At 67.7% G+C, this 19818-nt stretch carries 19 protein-coding genes; 9 read left to right on the plus strand and 10 right to left on the minus strand.

Translation table 11 applies throughout. From position 1 onward, the window contains the following. Positions 1-26: 26 nt before the first annotated feature. The 5 genes from CHRYSEO8AT_RS00175 to gatB form a co-directional block, all read right to left on the minus strand. Positions 27-1121 carry a M23 family metallopeptidase gene (locus CHRYSEO8AT_RS00175; RefSeq protein WP_236547370.1) on the minus strand — a complete coding sequence of 365 codons (1095 nt, stop codon included), beginning with the start codon at positions 1119-1121 and terminating at the stop codon, positions 27-29. A gap of 305 nt (positions 1122-1426) precedes the next feature. Then, a complete protein-coding gene (locus CHRYSEO8AT_RS00180; protein WP_159844605.1) occupies positions 1427-2071 on the minus strand; it encodes a protein-L-isoaspartate(D-aspartate) O-methyltransferase in 645 nt (214 codons plus the stop codon). Beyond that, the gene (gene surE / locus CHRYSEO8AT_RS00185; protein WP_159844608.1) at positions 2068-2862 is read right to left on the minus strand and encodes a 5'/3'-nucleotidase SurE; all 795 of its coding nucleotides are present in this window, start codon (positions 2860-2862) and stop codon (positions 2068-2070) included. Before surE ends, CHRYSEO8AT_RS00180 begins: the two co-directional genes overlap by 4 nt. A gap of 138 nt (positions 2863-3000) precedes the next feature. Continuing rightward, positions 3001-4446, minus strand: a complete 1446-nt coding sequence (serS, locus tag CHRYSEO8AT_RS00190) for a serine--tRNA ligase (protein WP_159844611.1) — start codon at positions 4444-4446, stop codon at positions 3001-3003. A gap of 440 nt (positions 4447-4886) precedes the next feature. Further along, the gene (gene gatB / locus CHRYSEO8AT_RS00195; RefSeq protein WP_159844614.1) at positions 4887-6389 is read right to left on the minus strand and encodes an Asp-tRNA(Asn)/Glu-tRNA(Gln) amidotransferase subunit GatB; all 1503 of its coding nucleotides are present in this window, start codon (positions 6387-6389) and stop codon (positions 4887-4889) included. 96 nt (positions 6390-6485) lie between these two features. Between gatB and CHRYSEO8AT_RS00200 the strand changes: the two genes are divergently transcribed. Then, a complete protein-coding gene (locus CHRYSEO8AT_RS00200; protein ID WP_159844617.1) occupies positions 6486-6815 on the plus strand; it encodes a hypothetical protein in 330 nt (109 codons plus the stop codon). Between the two features lie 59 nt (positions 6816-6874). On the opposite strand, the gene gatA is transcribed toward CHRYSEO8AT_RS00200, so the two are convergent. The 3 genes from gatA to CHRYSEO8AT_RS00215 all read right to left on the minus strand — a co-directional run bounded on the left by gatA (position 6875) and on the right by CHRYSEO8AT_RS00215 (position 9256). Next, entirely contained in the window at positions 6875-8353 is a 1479-nt protein-coding gene (gatA, locus tag CHRYSEO8AT_RS00205; RefSeq protein ID WP_159844620.1) for an Asp-tRNA(Asn)/Glu-tRNA(Gln) amidotransferase subunit GatA, read from the minus strand. A gap of 2 nt (positions 8354-8355) precedes the next feature. Further along, complete coding sequence (gatC, locus tag CHRYSEO8AT_RS00210) at positions 8356-8643, minus strand: Asp-tRNA(Asn)/Glu-tRNA(Gln) amidotransferase subunit GatC (RefSeq protein WP_135195387.1); 288 nt, start codon at positions 8641-8643, stop codon at positions 8356-8358. Positions 8644-8737: 94 nt separating this feature from the next. Continuing rightward, positions 8738-9256 carry a hypothetical protein gene (locus CHRYSEO8AT_RS00215; protein WP_159844623.1) on the minus strand — a complete coding sequence of 173 codons (519 nt, stop codon included), beginning with the start codon at positions 9254-9256 and terminating at the stop codon, positions 8738-8740. A 73-nt stretch (positions 9257-9329) separates the two neighbouring features. Between CHRYSEO8AT_RS00215 and ruvX the strand changes: the two genes are divergently transcribed. The 5 genes from ruvX to CHRYSEO8AT_RS00240 all read left to right on the plus strand — a co-directional run bounded on the left by ruvX (position 9330) and on the right by CHRYSEO8AT_RS00240 (position 14026). Beyond that, the gene (ruvX, locus tag CHRYSEO8AT_RS00220; RefSeq protein WP_159844626.1) at positions 9330-9809 is read left to right on the plus strand and encodes a Holliday junction resolvase RuvX; all 480 of its coding nucleotides are present in this window, start codon (positions 9330-9332) and stop codon (positions 9807-9809) included. Next, positions 9806-10729 carry an AEC family transporter gene (locus CHRYSEO8AT_RS00225; RefSeq protein WP_159844629.1) on the plus strand — a complete coding sequence of 308 codons (924 nt, stop codon included), beginning with the start codon at positions 9806-9808 and terminating at the stop codon, positions 10727-10729. Before ruvX ends, CHRYSEO8AT_RS00225 begins: the two co-directional genes overlap by 4 nt. 52 nt (positions 10730-10781) lie before the next feature. Then, positions 10782-11765 carry an aspartate carbamoyltransferase catalytic subunit gene (locus CHRYSEO8AT_RS00230; protein ID WP_159844632.1) on the plus strand — a complete coding sequence of 328 codons (984 nt, stop codon included), beginning with the start codon at positions 10782-10784 and terminating at the stop codon, positions 11763-11765. Continuing rightward, the gene (gene pyrC, locus CHRYSEO8AT_RS00235; RefSeq protein ID WP_159844635.1) at positions 11762-13033 is read left to right on the plus strand and encodes a dihydroorotase; all 1272 of its coding nucleotides are present in this window, start codon (positions 11762-11764) and stop codon (positions 13031-13033) included. Before CHRYSEO8AT_RS00230 ends, pyrC begins: the two co-directional genes overlap by 4 nt. 66 nt (positions 13034-13099) lie before the next feature. Further along, positions 13100-14026 (plus strand): DUF3693 domain-containing protein, encoded by a 927-nt coding sequence (locus CHRYSEO8AT_RS00240; protein WP_159844638.1) that lies wholly within the window; start codon positions 13100-13102, stop codon positions 14024-14026. Here the strand turns inward: CHRYSEO8AT_RS00240 and CHRYSEO8AT_RS00245 are convergent, their stop codons facing one another. Next, the gene (locus CHRYSEO8AT_RS00245; protein ID WP_159844641.1) at positions 14027-14959 is read right to left on the minus strand and encodes a glycerophosphodiester phosphodiesterase family protein; all 933 of its coding nucleotides are present in this window, start codon (positions 14957-14959) and stop codon (positions 14027-14029) included. 127 nt (positions 14960-15086) lie between these two features. Between CHRYSEO8AT_RS00245 and plsY the strand changes: the two genes are divergently transcribed. Further along, positions 15087-15725 (plus strand): glycerol-3-phosphate 1-O-acyltransferase PlsY, encoded by a 639-nt coding sequence (gene plsY / locus CHRYSEO8AT_RS00250; RefSeq protein ID WP_159844644.1) that lies wholly within the window; start codon positions 15087-15089, stop codon positions 15723-15725. Next, positions 15722-16795, plus strand: a complete 1074-nt coding sequence (gene dprA, locus CHRYSEO8AT_RS00255; RefSeq protein WP_159844647.1) for a DNA-processing protein DprA — start codon at positions 15722-15724, stop codon at positions 16793-16795. The genes plsY and dprA overlap by 4 nt, the downstream gene beginning before the upstream one ends. Here the strand turns inward: dprA and CHRYSEO8AT_RS00260 are convergent. Then, entirely contained in the window at positions 16792-16986 is a 195-nt protein-coding gene (locus CHRYSEO8AT_RS00260; RefSeq protein WP_159844650.1) for a hypothetical protein, read from the minus strand. The two genes, dprA and CHRYSEO8AT_RS00260, sit on opposite strands and share 4 nt — an antisense overlap. A 138-nt stretch (positions 16987-17124) precedes the next feature. On the opposite strand from CHRYSEO8AT_RS00260, the gene topA reads away from it, so the two are divergent. After that, the gene (gene topA / locus CHRYSEO8AT_RS00265; protein ID WP_159844653.1) at positions 17125-19737 is read left to right on the plus strand and encodes a type I DNA topoisomerase; all 2613 of its coding nucleotides are present in this window, start codon (positions 17125-17127) and stop codon (positions 19735-19737) included. Positions 19738-19818: the final 81 nt, after the last annotated feature.

Consider the following 19818-nt stretch of genomic DNA (forward strand, 5'->3'; position numbering starts at 1 on the left):
CGCGGATTGCAACGCGACTAAATCGATCAGCGCGGCAATACCGTCAGAGGATCGATCGCGACGGGGTCGTCGCCGCGCATCTGGCGGGTCTCGAAGTGGATCGAGGGGCGCCCATCGCCGGCCGTCAGACCCACGGTGCCGATCTGCTGACCGGCCCGCACGTCCTCGCCGTCGCGCACCGTCGCCGAACCCAGATGGCCATAGACCGTGCGCCAGCCGTTGGCGTGGACCACCAGAACCGTCAGCCCCTGCCCGACCAGATCGTCGCCGACATAGGCCACGCGCCCGGCGGCCGAGGCGCTGACAGCCGCGCCCGCAGATGCGCCGATGTTCACGCCATTGTTGCGCTCGCCCATGCCGACCGGGCCGAACCGGCGCACGATGTCGCCGCGCACGGGCCACAGCAGATTCGGCTGGCCGGTTGCGACCGGGCCTTGCGCGGTCGGCGCCTGGGCCGGCCCCGACGTGAAGGGTTGCGTCACGGGCCGCGTCTGCACCGGCAGGGCCGCATTGCCCGAGGGCGGCGGAGGCGGCGGCGGGATCACGCCATTGTTCGGCACCAACACCCCGACGGGCGAGGCGCCGGTCGCATAGGGATCATTGCCGGTATCCACCGCCGCTTCCGGCAGGATGATTCGCTGACCCGTCGTGATCGCCCCGCGCGGCCCCAGACCGTTCAGGTCGATCAGCGTCTGCACCGGCGTCTGGAACCGCCGCCCGACGCCCGAGATCGTATCGCCCGGCTGGATCACATAGGCCGCGCCCGGTCGAACCGGTCCCGACGACGGCGGCGGCTGATAGGCCGGGGGCTGATATGCGGGCGGCTGATAGGCCGGCTGGCCGGGATTCATGCTGACGGTCGGCGGCAGCGCCCCGCCCTCGACCTGACCGATCGGCGCCGTCGCAGGCGGCGGCGATTCATACGGCGCAGGCTGATACGGCTGGTTCTGCTGACCATTCGGATAGGCCGGCTGCTGCGGATAGGCGCCCTGGCCCTGAGCCGGCGCCGGGTTCGCATGCGTCGAATAGCGTGGCTCGGACGGATAGCTGATGCAGGCCGCCGTGCTCAGCGACGCCCCCGCCACCAGAACCGCTCTCATCCAGCCCGAAATCACCGCCACCGGCTGCTCCTCACATGGTTAAACTCGCCCGCCCGGTGTGCCCGCTCGCGCCCCATAAGCCAACCCCGCAATCATCGCGGAATTGGGGCGCGAAGGTTAACGGGGAAGCCGAATATGTCTCCTCCCCACATCGTGGGGAGGTGGCGCGACGCCTCTTCGCGTCGTGACGGAGGGGCTCTTCACCGCATCACAGGCGCACGTGGGACTTCAAGAACCCCTCCACCGCGCAGCCTGTCCTCGGGCTCGCCTTTGGCGAGACCCGGGGGCGGTCCCCCTCCCCACGATGTGGGGAGGAAACGATAGCGTCACCCCTCCTTCGCCATCCCCTCGACCAAGGGCACAAACCGCACCTCCGTCAGGCTCTCGCGGTGGAACGAGCCATCGCCCTGCCCCACATAGCGGTGCAGCATCTGCACCGACGTGCGTCCGACCGGCGCGACCAGCACCCCGTTCGGCTTCAGCTGCTTCAGCAGTTCGGTCGGCTCCGTCGGCGACGCGGCCGTGACCATGATCCGGTCGAACGGCGCCTGCTCGGCCCAGCCCAGGCCGCCGTCGCCGTGCTTGGTGATGACATTGTCGATCTGAAGCGTGCGCAGCTTGGCCTCGGCCTCGACCAGCAGGCTGCGATACCGCTCCACCGAATAGACATAGCGCGCCAGCCGGCTCAACACCGCGCACTGGTATCCACTGCCTGTGCCGATCTCCAGCACACGATGCCGCGCCTGCACCTCCAGCGCCTGGGTCATCAGACCGACGATATAGGGCTGGCTGATCGTCTGGGCGCAGTCGATCGGCAGGGCCTGATCCTCCCACGCCTGATCCAAAAACTTCTCGTGAACGAAGACCGCGCGGTCGATGCTCTCCATCGCCTTCAGCACGCGCGGATCCGTGACCCCCTGCTGCCTCAGCGACAGGATCAAGCGCCCGGCCCGGTCGTCGTGGAGGTTCATGCAGCCGTCACCAAAGTTTTAGGCGGCGCCCCGCCCAGCACCTTCTTCAGGTCATGCACGCTGGTCATATGCGTCAGGTCGATATGCAGCGGCGTGACCGAAATCCGCCCTTCCTCGATGGCCCTCAGGTCCGTGCCCTCGGCATGTTCCTGCTTCTCGCCGCGGAAGCTCATCCAATAATAGTCGCGCCCGCGCAGGTCGACGCGCCGCACCGCATGCATCTCGCCCACATTGCGGAATCCCTGCGTCGTCACCTCGACCTGCTCCACCGCTTCCGGTGGGCGGTTGGGGAAGTTCAGGTTCATCACCACGCCCGGCGCCCATTTCTGGTCCAACAGGCGGCTGATGATGGCCGGCGCGAACGCCTCCGCCGTCTCCCAATGCGCCACGACCTCGTCGTGGAACCGCTCCAGGCTCTGACTCAGGGCGATGGAGCGGATGCCGAACGCCATCCCCTGCAACGCGCCCGCCACCGTGCCGGAATAGCTGACGTCCTCGCCGATATTGTGCCCCCGGTTCACCCCCGACAGCACCAGATCCGGCTTGTCCGGCATCAGGTCGTTGACCGCCAGCACGACGCAGTCCGTCGGCGTTCCCGTCACCGCAAACCGCTTCTCGCCCAGGTTCATCACCCGCAGCGGCTCGGTCAGGGTGATCCCCCGCCCCTTGCCCGACTGCTCGACCGCAGGCGCGCACACCCACACGTCGTCGCTCAAGGTGCGCGCGATCCGCTCAAGACATTCAAGGCCTTCCGCCTCGATCCCGTCGTCGTTGGTCAGGAGAATACGCACTTTAAACTCCGCTCATCCCGGCGAAAGCCGGGACCCAGTTCTGTCGCTCGGCAGTGCGTTGGATCGAAGGCGCTAGAATATTACGCGGTTTTCGCCCAAAGCACTGGGTCCCGGCTTTCGCCGGGATGAGCGGAAAAATCATTGGCTGCCGCCGACGAATTCCAACCCGCCCATATAGGGCTGCAGGACCGCCGGCACCGCGATCCGCCCGTCTTCCTGCTGATAGTTCTCCATGATCGCCACCAGCGTGCGACCGACCGCCAGGCCCGACCCGTTCAGCGTATAGACGAACTCGGTCTTCTTCTCGCCGGCGCGCTTGAACCGCGCATCCATGCGCCGCGCCTGGAAGTCCCCGCAGTTCGAGCAGCTGCTGATCTCGCGATATGTCCCCTGGCTGGGCAGCCAGACCTCCAGGTCGAAGGTCTTCTGCGCCGAAAAGCCCATGTCGCCCTTGCACAGCAGCATCCGCCGGAACGGCAGCTCCAGCGCCTTCAGCACCGCCTCGGCGCAGGCCGTCATCCGCTCATGCTCGGCGTCGCTGTCCTCCGGCCGCGCGATCGACACCATCTCGACCTTGGAAAATTGGTGCTGGCGGATCAGCCCGCGCGTATCGCGCCCCGCCGACCCCGCCTCTGCCCGGAAGCACGGCGTCAACGCCGTCATCCGCATCGGCGTCGCCAGCTCGTCCTCGGACAGAATGCTCTCGCGCACGAGATTGGTCAGGGAGACTTCGGCGGTGGGGATGAGGTAGCGCAAATCGCTCGAAGTATTGAGACGATTATGCCAGTCAAAGTACTTGTCGCTGAAACTCCCACCACCTCCACCAGGGGGGCGTTCAAAGAACGACAACATGCTTTCACGCCCAACCGAGCTAATGAAATCGTGCAGATCATTCTCGCTAGGAACGATGCGAGTGGAAAACAAATCTTCTTCAAACTTCGGAAGTTGGCCAGTTCCAAACATCGTGTGATCCCGCACCAGCAGCGGCGGGTTCACTTCCAGATACCCGTGCTGGTCGGTCTGCAGGTCCAGCATGAACTGCCCCACGGCCCGTTCCAACCGCGCCAGCTGGCCCTTCAGCACTGCGAACCGCGCGCCCGACATCTTGGCCGCCGCCTCGAAGTCCAGCATCCCCAGGGCCTCGCCCAGGTCGGCATGATCCTTGGCCGGGCCGGTGCGGCGCGGCTCGCCCCAGGTCGAGACCTCGACATTGCCCGCCTCGTCCTCGCCGTCCGGCACATCCTCGGCCGCTAGGTTCTTCTGCGCCGCCAGCAGGTCGCGCAGTTCCTTGCCGACGCGCGCCTCGACCTCGGCCGCCGCCGCGATGTCGCCTTTCAGCGCCTCGACCTCGGCCTTCAGCCGGTCGGCCTCGGCCATGTCCTTGCGCCCCATGGCGGCGCCGATCAGCTTGGACGCCGCATTGCGCTTGGCCAGGGCGTCCTGCCCCGTCGTCTGGGCATGACGCAGTTCGGCGTCCAGCCGCAGGATGTCCGCCACCAGCCCGTCCGGCTCGTCCACCCCGCGCGACGACCAGCCCGCCACGTAAACCTGGGGGTTCTCGCGAATGGCTCTGATGTCGTGCATGGTCTGAAACTTCGGCTGGGCGGGAGAAGCCGAACGCTCTACCCGCCCACGCCGTCACGGGCAACGCGCGAAGGCGGATGCATCGTCTCCTCCCCATTTCATGGGGAAGAAACGCGGCGCGCCTTCGCGCCGTGACGGAGGGGTTCTTCACCGCATCGCAGGCGCCTGTGGGACTTCGAGAGCCCCTCCACCGCTTAACCTACGCCGCCGCCGCCCCCCGAGCCCACGGAGCCCACCGATCCGGTTGCGCCGGTCCCGCCGGCTCCCCCCGAACCGCCGACCCCGCCCACGCCGCCGTCGGCCTGAGCTCAGAACTGAAAAGGCCCCGCGGAGCGATCGGCGGGGCCTTTGTTTAGTTGAACGCGTCGCTCAAGCAGCGAGCGACCGCGTCGCGAGCGTTAGCGACCAGCTGGGGGTTTGGGGGCCGCAGCCCCCAAGTATCAAAGACCCAGTTTTGCCTTCAGGATGTCGTTGACCGCCGCCGGATTGGCCTTGCCGCCCGTGGCCTTCATCACCTGACCGACGAACCAGCCGATGGCTTGGGGCTTGTCGGCCACGGCCGCCGCCTTGTCCGGGTTGGCGGCGATGATCTCGTCCACGGCCTTCTCGATGGCGCCGGTGTCGGTCACCTGTTTCAGCCCGTGCTTCTCGACCACTTCGGCCGGCGAGCCCTCGCCGTTCCAGACGTGATCGAACACTTCCTTGGCGATCTTGGACGAGATGACGTTCGTCTCGATCAGCTCCACCAACTGCGCCACATGCGCCGCCGGCAACGTGTTCTCGCTGAAGTCCTTGTTGTCGGCCGCCAGGCGCGCCGAGACCTCGTTCGTCACCCAGTTCGACACCAGCTTGGGGTCGCGGCCTTTTGCGGCTGCTTCGAAATAGTCCGCCTTGGCCTGTTCCGAGATCAGCACGATGGCGTCGTATTGCGACAGGCCATAGTCGGCCATCAGACGCTTGCGCTTGTCGTCCGGCAGCTCAGGCAGGGACGCCTTGATCTCGGCGATCCAGGCCTCTTCCAGGTCCAGCGGCAGCAAGTCGGGATCGGGGAAGTAGCGATAGTCCTGCGCCTCTTCCTTGGACCGCATCGAGCGCGTTTCGCCGGCCGTCGCATCATACAGGCGCGTCTCCTGAGTGATCGAACCGCCGTCCTCCAGGATCTCTATCTGGCGGCGCGCCTCATACTGGATTGCTTGAGAAATGAACCGGAAGCTGTTGACGTTCTTGATCTCGCAGCGCGTGCCCAGATAGCCGAAGTCGCCCGTCCCCTTGAACTTTTCATAGTTCCCGGCCCGGCAAACCGACACGTTCACATCGGCCCGCAGATTGCCCTTCTCCATGTCCCCGTCGCAGGTGCCCAGATAGATCAGGATGGTCCTGATCTTCTTCACATAGGCGACCGCCTCGTCCGGCGTGCGCAGGTCGGGGCGCGAGACGATCTCCATCAGCGCCGTGCCGGCCCGGTTCAGATCGACATAGCTCTCGGTCGGCGACAAGTCGTGGATCAGCTTACCCGCATCCTGCTCCAGGTGCAGCCGCTCGATGCCGACGTTGAAGAAGCTGCCGTCCTCGGCCTCAACCTCGACCACGCCCTCGCCCACGATGGGGTAGTAGAGCTGGCTGATCTGATAGCCGGTCGGCAGGTCGGGATAGAAGTAGTTCTTGCGGTCGAACTGGCTGCGCTTGTTGATCTGCGCGCGCAGGCCCAAGCCGGTCTTCACCGCCTGTTCGACGCAGTGTTTGTTCAGCGTCGGCAGCATGCCGGGGAAGCCCGCGTCCACCAGCGACACCTGCTCGTTCGGCCCCGCGCCGAAGCCGACGGCGGCGCCGGAGAACAGCTTGGCTTTCGACGCCACCTGGGCGTGGATTTCCAGCCCCATGACGATTTCCCAATCGCCCGTGCGGCCCTTGATGGTTTTCGAGTTCGTAGCGGTGTCGGTCATCCGTCCGTCCTAGCGCCCTCGTCGGCGGCGAGAAAGGGGGCTGTCTTGATGATGTCGCGAAAGGCGATCAACTTCCGCCTCTCAACGGAGATTTCGATGACCAAGACCCTGTTCGCCGCCGCTGCGGCCTCCCTGCTGCTGACCGGCGCCGCCTCGGCCCAGACCGCGCCTGTCACAGCTCCGGCGCCAGAGCACGAGAATCACGCCGCCCATCCCACCATCGACAGCTCCATCGAGGCCCTGATCGCCGATCCCGCGACCAAGGCGGTCCTCGACAAGCACCTGCCCGGCATCGCCCAACACCCAGCCTATGGCCAGTTCAAGAGCATGACCCTGCGCCAGGTCGCCCCCTATTCGGGCGGCAACATCACCGACGCCAAGATCGCCGCCATCGACACCGACCTGAAGGCGCTCCCGGCGGAGTAATTAAAGAAGGGGCTGGCGATCCGCCGGCCCCTTCGCTTCTCCGACAAGGAGAAGTTATCTCACCACCACTTGCCCGGCTTGGCCGTGAAGCCCGCCGCCTGTTCCAGCACGGCGCCGACCTGGAACACCGTCGCCTCGTCCAGCGCCTTGCCGATGACCTGAAGACCCAGCGGCAATCCGCCCGCGTCGACGCCCGCCGGCACCGAAATCCCCGGCAGGCCGGCCAAGTTGGTCGTCACGGTGAAGACGTCGTTCAGATACATCGTCAGCGGGTCGATCTGCTTGTCGCCCAGGGCGAAGGCGGCCGACGGCGTGGACGGCGTCAGGATGGCGTCCACCTGGCCCCAGACGTTGTCGAAGTCCTCGGCGATGCGGCGACGCACCTTCAGCGCCTTGACGTAATAGGCGTCGTAGAAGCCGGCCGACAGCACATAGGCGCCGATGGTCAGGCGACGCTGGACCTCCTTGCCGAAGCCTTCGGCGCGCGAGGTGGCGTACAGGTCGTCCAGCGACTTGAACTCCTCCGCCCGGTGCCCGAACCGCATCCCGTCATAGCGGGCCAGGTTGGACGAGGCCTCGGCCGGCGCCACGATATAATAGGTCGGCAGGGCGTATTTGGTGTGCGGCAGGCTGATCTCGACGATCTCACAGCCGGCGTCCTTCAACCAGGCCACGCCCTGGTCCCACAGGGCCTGGATTTCGGCCGGCATCCCGTCCACGACGTATTCGCGCGGCACGCCGATGCGCAGGCCCTTGACCGACTTGCCGACCGAGGCGGTCCAGTCGGGCGTCGGGATGTCCAGGCTGGTCGAATCCTTGGCGTCGAACGAGCACATGGATTGCAGCAGCAGGGCCGCGTCCTCGACCGTCTTGGTAATCGGGCCGGCCTGATCCAGCGACGAGGCGAAGGCCACCATACCGAAGCGGCTGGCACGGCCATAGGTGGGCTTGATCCCGACCGTGCCGGTGAAGGCGGCGGGCTGGCGGATCGATCCGCCAGTATCCGACGCGGTGGCGGCCAGGCACAGGTCGGCGGCGACGGCCGAGGCCGAACCGCCAGACGATCCGCCCGGCGTCAGATCGGCGTTGGAGTTCGCCGACTTCCACGGATTCTTGACCGGACCGAAGGCCGAGGTCTCGTTGGACGAGCCCATGGCGAACTCGTCCATGTTCAGCTTGCCCAGCATGACCGCCCCGTCGCGCCACAGATTGGCGGTGACGGTCGATTCATAAGGCGGGATAAAGCCGCGCAGCATGTTGGACCCGGCCGTGGTCTGCACGCCCTCGGTGCAAAACAGGTCCTTGATCCCCAGCGGCGCGCCTTCCAGCGCCCCGCCCTCGCCGGCGGCGATGCGGGCGTCGGACGCGCGGGCCATACCCATGGCCTTGTCCGCCGTCACCTCGACATAGGCGTTTAGCGTCGGATTGGCCGCCTCGATATTGGTAAGGAAAGCCTGGGTGATCTCGGCGGACGAAAAATCCTTGGCCTTCAGGCCGTCGACGGCGCCCTTCAGGGTCAGTTTGGTCAGGTCGCTCATGACTATTCGACCACCTTGGGCACGACGAAGAAGCCGTCGGCCGACTTCGGGGCGTTGGACAGGACCGCGTCGATCTTGTCGCCGTCGGTGACCACGTCCTCGCGCAGGCGCAGGGGCTGGGCGACGTTCGAGGTCATCGGCTCCACGCCTTCGACATCCACCTGGTCCAACTGCTCGATCCAGGCCAGGATGCCGTTCAGCTCCTGCGCCAGCGGCTCCAGCCGGTCCTCGGGGGTCTTGATGCGGGCGAGATGCGCAACCTTGCGCACCGTCGCAGCGTCGATGGCCATGCGGCCCTCCAACACACAGAATGAAACGAAGCGGTCGGATTAGCCGCCCGCACTAGGATTCACAAGGATCAGACGCCGGGCGTTCGACGCCGCGTCACTGCGTCGTGCTGACATCGACCGCATTCGGCGGCGTCTCGCCGTTCCAGGCGAAGTCGATCTGCACCGTCCGATCCGCTTTCAGAATATTCCCGTCCGGCCCCGCCGTGTCCTGACGCACCGCCAGCACCACCCGTCCGGCCTTCGCCTCGACCACCCGCCATTCGGCGTAGTCGCCCAGCGGATAGACGCTCCAACCCTCGGCCGGGCCGCTCAACAGGGCGAAATAGGTCACCAGGCCGTTCACCGCCGGATCGCCGCCCGACAGGCTGAACACCTTGGCGCTCAACTCCGGCAGGGCGTGGAACTGAGAGATATCGGCCGCCGTGCCTATTTCCTCGTTGGGAATGGCGGGATGACGCGCGGAAGGACCGACGGGCCGGGTCGGCGCCTTGGTCACGGAAATCGGCGTGGGCGCGGGCTGGGCGCCCGCCGTCTTGCGCGGCGTCTCGGCCGGCCCGCAGCCGCATAGCCCCAGAGCCAGAACCGCCGCCCCCATCATGGAAACCCTGCGCATTTCGCCGTCCTCCATCTCCACTGCACCCACCATCGCCTTTGACTTAAGGCCGCGCCAGTCCTAACCGCAGGCCGTGCCCGTTCTCGACCTCCTCGACCTGCCCGCCGCCTGCCCGCCCGACACGCCGTGGATGGGGCTGGATCTGGGCGAGAAGACCATCGGCGTCGCCGTGTCGGACTCCACCCGCCTGATCGCCTCGCCGCTGGAGCTGATCCGCAAGTCCAAGTTCACGTTGGAGGCCGAACAGCTGTTCAAGCTGATGGCCCATCGCAAGGTCTCGGCCCTGGTCATCGGCCTGCCCGCCAATATGGACGGGAGCGAAGGCCCCCGCGCCCAGTCGTGCCGCGCCTTCGCCCGCAATCTGGAACGACTGCACCCGATCAACATCGCCTTCTGGGACGAGCGCCTGTCCACCAGTGCGGTCGAACGTTTCCTGATCGAGGACCTGGACCTGAACCGCAAGCGCCGCGCTCAGGTCGTGGACCGCACCGCCGCCGCCTGGATTCTTCAGGGGGCGCTGGATCGGGTGCGGGATCAGGCGACCTGGGTTTGACGGCCCTGATCGCCGGCGTCCTGCCGGTCTTTCTGATGATCGCTCTGGGCTATGGGCTGCGCAAATCCGGCTTCCTGCCCGACGAGGCCTGGCGACCGATCGAGAAGCTGTCGATCAACATCTTCTATCCCAGCTTCCTGATCCCCGCGATCTGGCACGCGGACCTCGCCGGCGGCGGGGCGACCGTGGCGGGCGCGGCGGCGGTCGGGGCGACCCTGATCGTGGCGGCGGCGACCCTGGCGGCCAAGCCCCTGATCACCTTGGACGGCCCCGCCTACACCAGCGTCTTCCAGGGCGTGATCCGCTGGAACAGCTTCGTCTTCGTGCCGGTGATCCAGTCGGTCTATGGTTCCGAAGGGACCGCGCTTGCCGCCGTCGCCATCGCCTTCATCATCCCTGTCACCAACATCGCCTGCGTCGCCGTCCTGGCGAAGTGGGGTTCGTTGCGGCGAGAGCCTTCGGTGCTGGGCCTGATCAAGTCGATGCTCGCCAACCCCATCCTGCTGGCCTGTCTGATCGGCCTGGCGCTGAACCTGCTGCGCGTGCCCTTGATCCCCGGCCTGTCCGACGCCCTGGACCTTCTAGGCGCCGCCGCATTGCCGCTGGGCCTGATCGTCGCCGGGGCGGGTCTGTCCTTCGCCGAGGTCCGACGCCGCCGCACCACCATCGCCGCCGTCACCCTGGTCAAGCTGGGCGTCATGCCGCCGCTGATGTGGTTCATCGCCTGGGCTCTCGGCGGCGACAGCCTGGCCCAGGGGATCGCCCTGATCTGTGGCGCCGCGCCCGGCTCGGCCGCCTCCTATATCCTGGCGCGTCAGATGGGCGGCGACGCGCCCCTGATCGCCGGCGTCATCGCCCTGACCACCGTCGGCAGCGCCGTGGTCATCCCCATCCTTCTGGCGCTGTTCCATTTCGTCTGACTGACGCCCGACACTGGCGTTCAGACCGAGTCACGCCTATAGCCGCGTCTCGATGACCCAGCCCTCAGACGTCACCGACCAGACCATCCGCGACCGGCTGGTCCCGTTCCCGAAACCCCACTTCCTCGCCGCCTCGGACCTCAATCCGTTCGTGACGCCGCAGCTGCTGGATCTCGGCGACGCCTTCGTCGACTTCAATCGCCAGTCATCCAAGGCGCTGGACCTGCTGCACGGCCGCACGGTCGTGAACCTGTTCTTCGAGAACTCGACCCGCACCTCCTCCTCGTTCGAGATCGCCGCCAAGCGGCTGGGCGCCGATGTCGTGACCATGCCGATCGGATCGTCCTCGGTGAAGAAGGGCGAGACCCTGATCGACACGGCCGTCACCCTGAACGCCATGAAGCCCGACATCCTGGTCATCCGCCACTCGGCCTCGGGCGCGGCCGAACTGCTCAGCCAGAAGGTCGGCTGCGCCGTCGTCAACGCCGGGGACGGTCGCCACGAACACCCGACTCAGGCCCTGCTGGACCTCTTGTCCATGCGCCGCGCCTTTGGCGATGTGACCAGCCTGACCGTCGCCATCTGCGGCGACATCACCCACAGCCGCGTGGCCCGCTCCAACGTCGCCCTGCTTCAGATGATGGGCGCGCGGGTGCGCCTGATCGGCCCGCCGACCTTGGTGCCCGGCGATGCCGACCGCTGGGGCTGCGAGGTCTTCCACGACATGCGCGAGGGGTTGCAAGGCTGCGACGTGGTCATGATGCTGCGCCTTCAGCTTGAGCGGATGGCTGGCGCCCTGGTGCCCTCGACCCGCGAGTATTTCCGCTTCTGGGGCCTGGACCGCGAGAAGTTGGCCTGGGCCAAGCCGGGCGCCATGGTCATGCACCCCGGCCCGATGAACCGCGGCGTCGAGATCGATTCCGATGTCGCCGACGACCTGGACGTCTCCTTGATCCAGGATCAGGTCGAGATGGGCGTCGCCGCCCGCATGGCCGTCCTGGCCTCCCTCTCCGCCCGTTGGGGGGACGCCCGATGACCACCGTCGCCATCATCAACGCCCGCCTGCTGGACCCCGCCACCGACTATGACGGTCCCGGCGGCCTGCTGATCGAGGACGGCCGCATCGTCCGCGTCATCCACGGCCCATCGCCCATCGACGCCGATCAGGTCATCGACGCGGACGGCCTGTGCCTCGCGCCCGGCCTGATCGATATCCGCGTCAAGACCGGCGAACCGGGCGCCGAGCCCAAGGAGACGCTGAAGTCGGCCAGCCTGGCCGCCGCCGCCGGGGGCGTGACCACCATCGTCGTCCAGCCCGACACCGACCCCGCCGTCGACGATCCGGCGATGATCGACTTCATCCAGCGGCGCGGCGCGGCCCTGAACCTGGTCAATGTCCGCGCCGCCGGCGCCGCGACCAAGGCCCTGGACGGCCAGCGCATGGCCGAGATCGGCCTGATGGACGAGGCTGGCGCCCTGTATTTCACCGATGGCGACAAGGTCATCGTCAACAGCCGCACCCTGCAACGGGTGATGAGCTACGCCGCCGCCTTCAACGCCCTGATCGCTTGCCGCCCGGCCGATCCCTGGCTGACCGAAGGCGCCGTCGCCGCCTCAGGTGAACTGGCGACCCGCCTCGGTTTGTCCGGCAGTCCCGCCATCGCCGAACGCATCGGTCTGGAGCGCGATCTCGCTTTGGTCGAACAGACCGGCGCTCGCTTCCTGGTCGATCAGATCTCGACCGAAGGCGCGCTGGAGACCCTGGCCCGCGCCCGCGCCAAGGGGCTGGAGGTCGCCGTCAGCGTCTCGATCAACCACCTGTGCTTCAACGAGGTGGACATCGGCGACTACCGCACCTTCTACCGGCTGGACCCGCCGCTGCGCTCGGAAGCCGACCGTCAGGCCCTGATCGAGGCGGTGCGCGAAGGCCTGATCGACGTCATCACCTCGGCCCACGCCCCCGCTCCCGCCGAGGACAAGCGCCGTCCCTTCGCCGAGGCCGCACCCGGCGCCATCGGCCTGGAAACCCTGCTGCCCGCCGCCCTGACCCTGCACCACGAGGACGGGCTGGACCTGCTGGACGTACTGCGCCCCCTGACCCAGGGACCCGCCGCCCTGCTGGGTCTCGACGCCGGCCTCCTGGCCGAGGGCGCCCCCGCCGACCTGGTCCTGTTCGACCTCGGCGCCCCCGTCATCATCGACGCCGACGCCCTGCACTCCAAATCCAAGAACTCCCCGTTCGACGGCCGCAGGCTTCAGGGGAAGGTGCTCGGAACCTGGGTGGGCGGTCGCAAGGTGCACTGACCCACCGGCTTTCCGCCACATTCCGCCCTAGGCTCAACGACAGTGAAGCTTATCGGGGAATCGGTCATGACCATCTGGAAACGCGCGGCCGGCCTGGGGCTGGTTCTGCTGGCCGGCGCCGTCATGGGCTGTTCGGAACGGGCCGACGCCCAGTCCTCGCCCGCGCCAGCCACACCGGCCGAAGGCGCGCCCTATGTGCTGACGGGAACCCAGGTCTGGACCGTGCCGGACCCCGTCTCCGGCCGCGACTACCAGGTCTTCGTCAGCCTGCCCGCCAGCTACGACACCAGCCCCCAGCGCCGCTACCCGGTCCTCTACGTCACCGACGCCGACTACGCCTTTCCGATCATCCGCCAGATCGCCCGGCGCGTGAACCTGGACGGCCCGGTGATCGAGGAGTTCATCCTGGTCGGCCTATCCTATTCGCGCGGCGACAGCGGCACGATCAGCCGCAACCGCGACTACACCCCGACCCCGAACGGCCCCCGCAGCTCCAGCTCTATGCTCCACGGCGGCGGCACCGCCTATCAGACCTATCTGAAGACCCAGGCCCTTCCCTTCGTCGAAAGCCGCTTCCGCGCCGATCCCGCGCGCCGCATCCTGCTGGGCCATTCCTACGGCGGCCTGCTGGGCGCCCAGGTCCTGTTCACGGACCCCGGCCTGTTCCACGCCTATGTCCTGGGCAGCCCGTCCTTCTGGTACGACAAGCGCCACATCATGGGGATGGAGGCCGACTACGCCCGCACCCACCGCGACCTGCCCGCCGACGTCTTCATGTATATCGGCGGGTGGGAGGTCCCCGGCCCCGACCGCCGCAACACCTCCAGCGCCGACATGGTCGCCGATGTCCGCACGATGGAGCGCACCCTGAAATCGCGCGCCTACCCAGGCCTTACGGTCCGATCCACGGTTTTAGTCGACGAAGACCACCTGACCGTCGCCCCCGTCGGCTTCACCCGCGCCCTGATGGCGGTGCTGCCGGCGAAAACCTGATCAGCGCACCCGCTCGCACGTCGCAGCCTTGGCCACCTCGGCGCCCAGCACCGACTTGACCGCCAGCGGCGTGTCGGTGGCGATCACCGTCACGCCCTGACGCACCAGGTCGCGATATTCCGACACGTCGCCGTCGGCGGCGTAGCGGTCGTCGCGGCGCTCGCCTTCCCGGCCCAAGGTGCCGAACTGGACCTCCACGCCAGCGTCGCGCAGCGCCCGCCACAGGGCCGGGCGTTCCTCGCGTGTCCCGGTCCAAGCCAGGATCTGCGACGCATTCAGCCCCTGCAAGTCCTCCACGCGGCTCAGCCCGGCCGAGATCATCATCTCCGGCGCCATCGCCGCCACCGCCCGCGCGTCGGCCTCGTTATAGGTGATCAGGATCACCCGGTTCCCGGCCCGCGACCGGCGGACCTGATCGATCACCGCCCGCGCCAGATCGACGGTCGTCTCGCCGTCAGCGGGTTTCAGGTCGATGCTGGCGATGGCGCCAACCCGCCCTGCGGCGTCCAGCGCCTCGCCCAGGGTCGGCGGCGCGGCGCGGGTCAGGGCGCCGTTAGACGCCTTCAGCCGCGCCTGTTTCACCTGCGCCAGGGTCAGGTCCGCAACCCGGCCGCGCCCGGTGGTGGTCCGCTCCATCGTGTCGTCGTGCATCAGCACCAGATGCCGGTCCTTGGTCAGGACGGCGTCCAGTTCCAGGATCGCATTGGGAATGGCCCGTCCGGTCGCCTCGATGGCGGCGATGGAGTTCTCGGGCTGATCCATCGCCGAGACCGCACGGTGCGCCGAGATCGCCACGCCGCCGTCCCGCACGCAGTCGAAATAGGCGGCCAGCGCCGGCCCGCCGACAGGCGTCGGGCTAGCAGGCGGCGCACCGACGCAACCTGTCGTGGACAGCAACAAAACCACGGCGGCGGCGGCGGGGATTCGGGTCATGACAGTCTCCGGCAAGGCGGGCGGACCAGACGCTGCGCCGATCATCGGGTCAAGAGGTCGGATCGCGCTTGCTCCGCGCCGCGCGCCGACGCATTTTGACGCAACGACACGCGGGGAGCGAATCAACGTGCAGGATCTGGTGGGCCCCGCAATCGGGACCTTGGCGCTCGTCGCGCTGGGCGGCTATCTGCTCGGCTCGATTCCGTTCGGCGTGGTGATCACCCGCGCCGCCGGCGCCGGTGACGTGCGCAATATCGGTTCGGGCAATATCGGCGCGACCAATGTGCTGCGCACCGGCCGCAAGGATCTGGCCTTGGCGACCCTGCTGCTGGACGCCGGCAAGGGTGCCGTGGCCCTGCTGATTGCCCGCCACCTGTTCGACAGCGAGGTCGCGGGCGCCGTCGCCGGCGGCGCGGCCTTCCTGGGCCACCTGTTCCCTGTCTGGCTGGGCTTCAAGGGCGGCAAGGGCGTCGCCACCTTCTATGGCCTGCTGCTCGCCGCCGCATGGCCGCTGGGGCTGATGGCGGGCGCCGTCTGGCTGATCTGCGCCTTCCTGTTCCGCTATTCGTCTCTGGCGGCCCTGATCTCTGCGGCGACCGCGCCGCTGCTGGCCCTGCTGCCGCTCGCCGTCGTCGGCCTGCCGGTGGGCCTGCCCATCCTCGCCCTGACCGTCTTCGCCGCCGTCCTGATCTGGGTGCGTCACCACCAGAACATCGCCCGGCTGCTGAAGGGCGAGGAACCGCGCATCGGGGCCAAGACCGCGTGAGCCTGAGCCCGGCCGAACGCTTCGCCCGGCTGCGGCTCGCCCGCACCGACCGCATCGGTCCCGTCACCTTCGCCCAGCTTCTATCCCGCTACGGCTCCGCCGCCGACGCGCTGGACGCCCTGCCCGATCTGGTGCGCAAGTCCGGCGCCGCCTCCACGCCCCCGCCTGTCGAGGCGGTCGAGCGTGAACTTGCCGCCGGCGACGCCATCGGCGCCCGTCTGCTGGTGCTGGGCGACGACGACTATCCCGAGATGCTGGCCGCCCTTGATCCGCCGCCCCCGATCCTGTGGACCCGCGGCCGCGCCGACCTGCTGAACCAGCCCTGCGTCGCCATCGTCGGCGCCCGCATCGCCTCGGCAGGCGGTCAGCGGATCGCGCGCGGCCTGGCGCAACAACTGGGTCAGGCCGGACATGTCGTCGTCTCGGGCATGGCGCGTGGCATCGACGCCGCCGCCCACGAAGGCGCTCTGCAGACCGGGACCGTCGCCGTCCTGGGCGGCGGGGTGAACGACATCTATCCGCCCGAACACGCCGACCTCTACGCCCGTCTGACAGAACACGGCTGCATCGTCTCCGAAAGCCCCGTCGGCGCCCGCGCCCAGGCCCGGGACTTCCCCCGCCGCAACCGCATCATCTCGGGCCTGTCTCGCGGCGTGGTGGTCGTCGAGGCCGAGATCAGGTCCGGCTCCCTGATCACCGCCCGCCTCGCCGCCGAACAGGGTCGCGACGTCTTCGCCGTGCCCGGCTCGCCGCTGGATCCCCGCGCCCGCGGCCCCAACGAGTTGCTGCGTCAGGGCGCCATACTGTGCGAGGGGATCGAGGACATCGACCGCGCCTTCAACACCCTGCGCACCCTGCGCGAGCCTGAGGCAGATCAAATGCGATTCGACGGCGACATCGACGACGCCTTCCTCGACCGCGTCGCCGCCCTGCTGTCGCCCACACCGACGCCCCGCGACGAGATCGCCCGCGCTCTCAACGCCCCCGTCTCACAGGTCGCGGCCGCCCTGCTGGAACTCAGCCTGACCGGCCGCGCCGACCTGCTGCAGGGCGGGCTGGCGTCCACCTAGGCCGGCGGATGACCCGCAACGCCCGCCACCTGTTCCAGCATCCCTGCCAGCCGTACGTCGCCCTCGTCGCGCGCCAGTCGGGCCATTTCCAGCGCCATGGCGCCGATGTATTCCCGCGTGGGAAAGGCCGCCGCCTCGATGTCGGATCTAAACTCCGTCGCGGATGTGTTTTCGCTTCGCGCCGTCGCCATGATCGTCTCCGTTGCCAAGGCTACAATCTAACCGCGCTTCATTAAAACACAACCACCTTAGGCTGTAAGACGACAGGTGCGATTGACTCACGGCCCCGCTCCAACCACGTTCGCGCCCCTTCCCGAGACCGGACAGATATGAACCTCGTCATCGTCGAGAGCCCCGCAAAGGCCAAGACCATCAATAAGTATCTCGGCCCGGACTACGAAGTCCTGGCCTCCTACGGCCACGTCCGCGACCTGCCGTCCAAGGACGGCTCGGTCCTGCCCGACGACGACTTTTCCATGCACTGGGAGGCCGACGCCAAGGGCGCCAAACGCCTGTCCGAAATCGCCGAGGCCGCCAAGCGCGCCGACCGCGTCATCCTCGCGACCGACCCCGACCGTGAAGGGGAAGCCATCAGCTGGCACGTGCTGGAGGTGCTGAACAAGAAGAAGGTGTTGAAGGATACGCACGTCGAGCGCGTCACCTTCAACGCCATCACCAAGTCCGCCGTCCTCGACGCCATGGCCGTCCCGCGCCAGATCGACATGGAGCTGGTGAACGCCTATCTGGCCCGCCGCGCCCTGGACTACCTCGTCGGCTTCACCCTCTCGCCAGTCCTGTGGCGCAAGCTGCCGGGCGCCCGCTCGGCCGGCCGCGTCCAGTCGGTCGCCCTGCGCATCGTCGTCGATCGCGAGATGGAGATCGAGAAGTTCAAGGCCCAGGAATACTGGTCCATCGAGGCCGACCTGAACGCCGACAGCCCGCCCTTCACCGCTCGCCTGGTCAAGCATGAGGGCAAGCGGGTCCAGCGCCTGGACATCAAGGACGAGGCGACCGCCACCGCCGCCCGCGCCGCCATTGACGCCGGCGACTTCACCATCAACTCGGTCGAGAAGAAGCCGATCCGCCGCAATCCGGCGCCGCCCTTCACCACCTCGACCCTGCAGCAGGAAGCCTCGCGCAAGCTGGGTTTCAGCGCCCAGCGCACCATGCAGGCGGCGCAGAAACTGTATGAGGGCGTCGACGAGACCGGCGGCCTGATCACCTATATGCGGACCGACGGCGTCCAGACCACGCCCGAGGGCATCGCCCAGGCGCGCGAGGTTATCAGCCAGCAGTTCGGCCCGGCCTTCGTTCCGCAAGAACCGCGCTATTACAAGACCAAGGCCAAGAATGCTCAGGAAGCGCACGAAGCGATCCGGCCGACCAATATCGCGCGCCATCCCGACAGCCTTCGCCTCGATTCCGATCTTCAGCGCCTCTACGAACTGATCTGGAAACGGATGGTCGCATCCCAGATGGAGGCCGCCCGCCTGGACCGCACCACGGTCGATATCGAGACGCCCGACGGCCTGACTGGTCTGCGCGCCACCGGCCAGGTGGTCACCTTCGACGGCTTCATGGCTGTCTATGAGGAAGGCCGCGACGAGAAGCAGAAGGGCGCGGAAGAGGACGAGAGCGACGACACCAGCCGCCTGCCCGCCCTGAAGGAAGGCGCCAAGGCCAAGGTCGACGCCATCCGCACCGACCAGCATTTCACCGAACCGCCCCCCCGCTATTCGGAAGCCACCCTGGTCAAGAAGCTGGAAGAGCTGGGCATCGGCCGCCCCTCGACCTACGCCTCGACCTTGTCGACCCTGCGCGACCGCGAATACGTCCGCGTCGACAAGAACCGCTTCTATCCCGAGGACAAGGGACGGCTGGTCACGGCCTTCCTGGAGCAGTTCTTCGCCAAATGGGTCGAATATGACTTCACCGCCGCGCTGGAGACCCGCCTGGATGAAGTGTCCGCCGGTCAGCTGGACTGGAAGCTGCTGCTGCGCGAGTTCTGGCAGGACTTCCACGCCGCGACCCAGGCCGCCGGCGAACTGCGCACCACGGCCATCCTGGACGCCCTGAACGAAAGCCTGGGCGCCCACATCTTCCCGGCCAAGGAAGACGGCTCCGACCCGCGTGAATGCCCCCTGTGCCACATCGGCCAGCTCAGCCTGAAGACCAGCCGCTTCGGCGCCTTCATCGGCTGCGAGCGCTATCCGGACTGCAAATACACCCGCCCCGTCGCCAGCCCGTCGGCCGAGGACGGTTCGGCCGAGAGCGGCGACCGCGAACTGGGCATCGACCCGGAGACCGGCCAGCCGGTGCAGTTGAAGATCGGCCGTTTCGGCCCCTATGTCGAAATCACGCCGCCCGAGGGCGACAAGCCCAAACGCTCATCCCTGCCCAAGGGCTGGTCGCCGGCATCCCTGTCGCTGGACCAGGCCCTGCGCCTTCTGGCCCTGCCGCGCGAGGTCGGCGTCCACCCCGAGGACGGCAAGATGATCACGGCGGGCCTGGGCCGTTACGGGCCCTTCGTCCTGCACGCCGGCACCTACGCCAATGTCTCGGACATCGACGAGGTGTTCGAGGTCGGTCTGAACCGCGCCGTCGCCCTGCTGGCCGAGAAACGCGCCGGTCGTCCGGGTCGCGGCGCCGCCACGGCCCCGCTCAAGGACCTGGGCGCCCACCCGGAGACAGGCGAGCCGATCCACGTCATGGCCGGCCGCTTCGGTCCCTACGTCAAGTCCGGCAAGATCAACGCCACCCTGCCCAAGGGCACGGCGCCCGAAGACCTGACCCTGGAAGACGCCCTGCCCCTGCTCGCCGCCAAGGCCGGCGCCGCGCCCAAAAAGAAGGCCCCGGCCAAGAAGGCCGCAGCCAAGAAACCGGCGGCGAAGAAGGCTCCGGCGAAGAAGGCCCCCGCTAAAAAGACCAAGACCGCCGAATAATCCCTTCTCCCCTCGGGGGAGAAGGTGGCTCGCGCAGCGAGACGGATGAGGGGGCAGCCAGACGCAGTCTCCCCCTCACCG

It is taken from the genome of Brevundimonas sp. G8, from assembly GCF_902506205.1.
In the GTDB taxonomy this organism is placed as follows: Bacteria; Pseudomonadota; Alphaproteobacteria; order Caulobacterales; family Caulobacteraceae; genus Brevundimonas.

What these genes read in the sequence shown, in the direction of transcription:
- CHRYSEO8AT_RS00180 (WP_159844605.1), bottom strand. Translation starts at nt 2,071, where the DNA reads ATGAACCTCCACGACGACCGGGCCGGGCGCTTGATCCTGTCGCTGAGG.
- serS (WP_159844611.1), bottom strand. Translation starts at nt 4,446, where the DNA reads ATGCACGACATCAGAGCCATTCGCGAGAACCCCCAGGTTTACGTGGCG.
- gatB (WP_159844614.1), bottom strand. Translation starts at nt 6,389, where the DNA reads ATGACCGACACCGCTACGAACTCGAAAACCATCAAGGGCCGCACGGGC.
- CHRYSEO8AT_RS00200 (WP_159844617.1), top strand. Translation starts at nt 6,486, where the DNA reads ATGACCAAGACCCTGTTCGCCGCCGCTGCGGCCTCCCTGCTGCTGACC.
- gatA (WP_159844620.1), bottom strand. Translation starts at nt 8,353, where the DNA reads ATGAGCGACCTGACCAAACTGACCCTGAAGGGCGCCGTCGACGGCCTG.
- gatC (WP_135195387.1), bottom strand. Translation starts at nt 8,643, where the DNA reads ATGGCCATCGACGCTGCGACGGTGCGCAAGGTTGCGCATCTCGCCCGC.
- CHRYSEO8AT_RS00215 (WP_159844623.1), bottom strand. Translation starts at nt 9,256, where the DNA reads ATGCGCAGGGTTTCCATGATGGGGGCGGCGGTTCTGGCTCTGGGGCTA.
- CHRYSEO8AT_RS00230 (WP_159844632.1), top strand. Translation starts at nt 10,782, where the DNA reads ATGACCCAGCCCTCAGACGTCACCGACCAGACCATCCGCGACCGGCTG.
- pyrC (WP_159844635.1), top strand. Translation starts at nt 11,762, where the DNA reads ATGACCACCGTCGCCATCATCAACGCCCGCCTGCTGGACCCCGCCACC.
- CHRYSEO8AT_RS00240 (WP_159844638.1), top strand. Translation starts at nt 13,100, where the DNA reads ATGACCATCTGGAAACGCGCGGCCGGCCTGGGGCTGGTTCTGCTGGCC.
- CHRYSEO8AT_RS00245 (WP_159844641.1), bottom strand. Translation starts at nt 14,959, where the DNA reads ATGACCCGAATCCCCGCCGCCGCCGCCGTGGTTTTGTTGCTGTCCACG.
- CHRYSEO8AT_RS00260 (WP_159844650.1), bottom strand. Translation starts at nt 16,986, where the DNA reads ATGGCGACGGCGCGAAGCGAAAACACATCCGCGACGGAGTTTAGATCC.
- topA (WP_159844653.1), top strand. Translation starts at nt 17,125, where the DNA reads ATGAACCTCGTCATCGTCGAGAGCCCCGCAAAGGCCAAGACCATCAAT.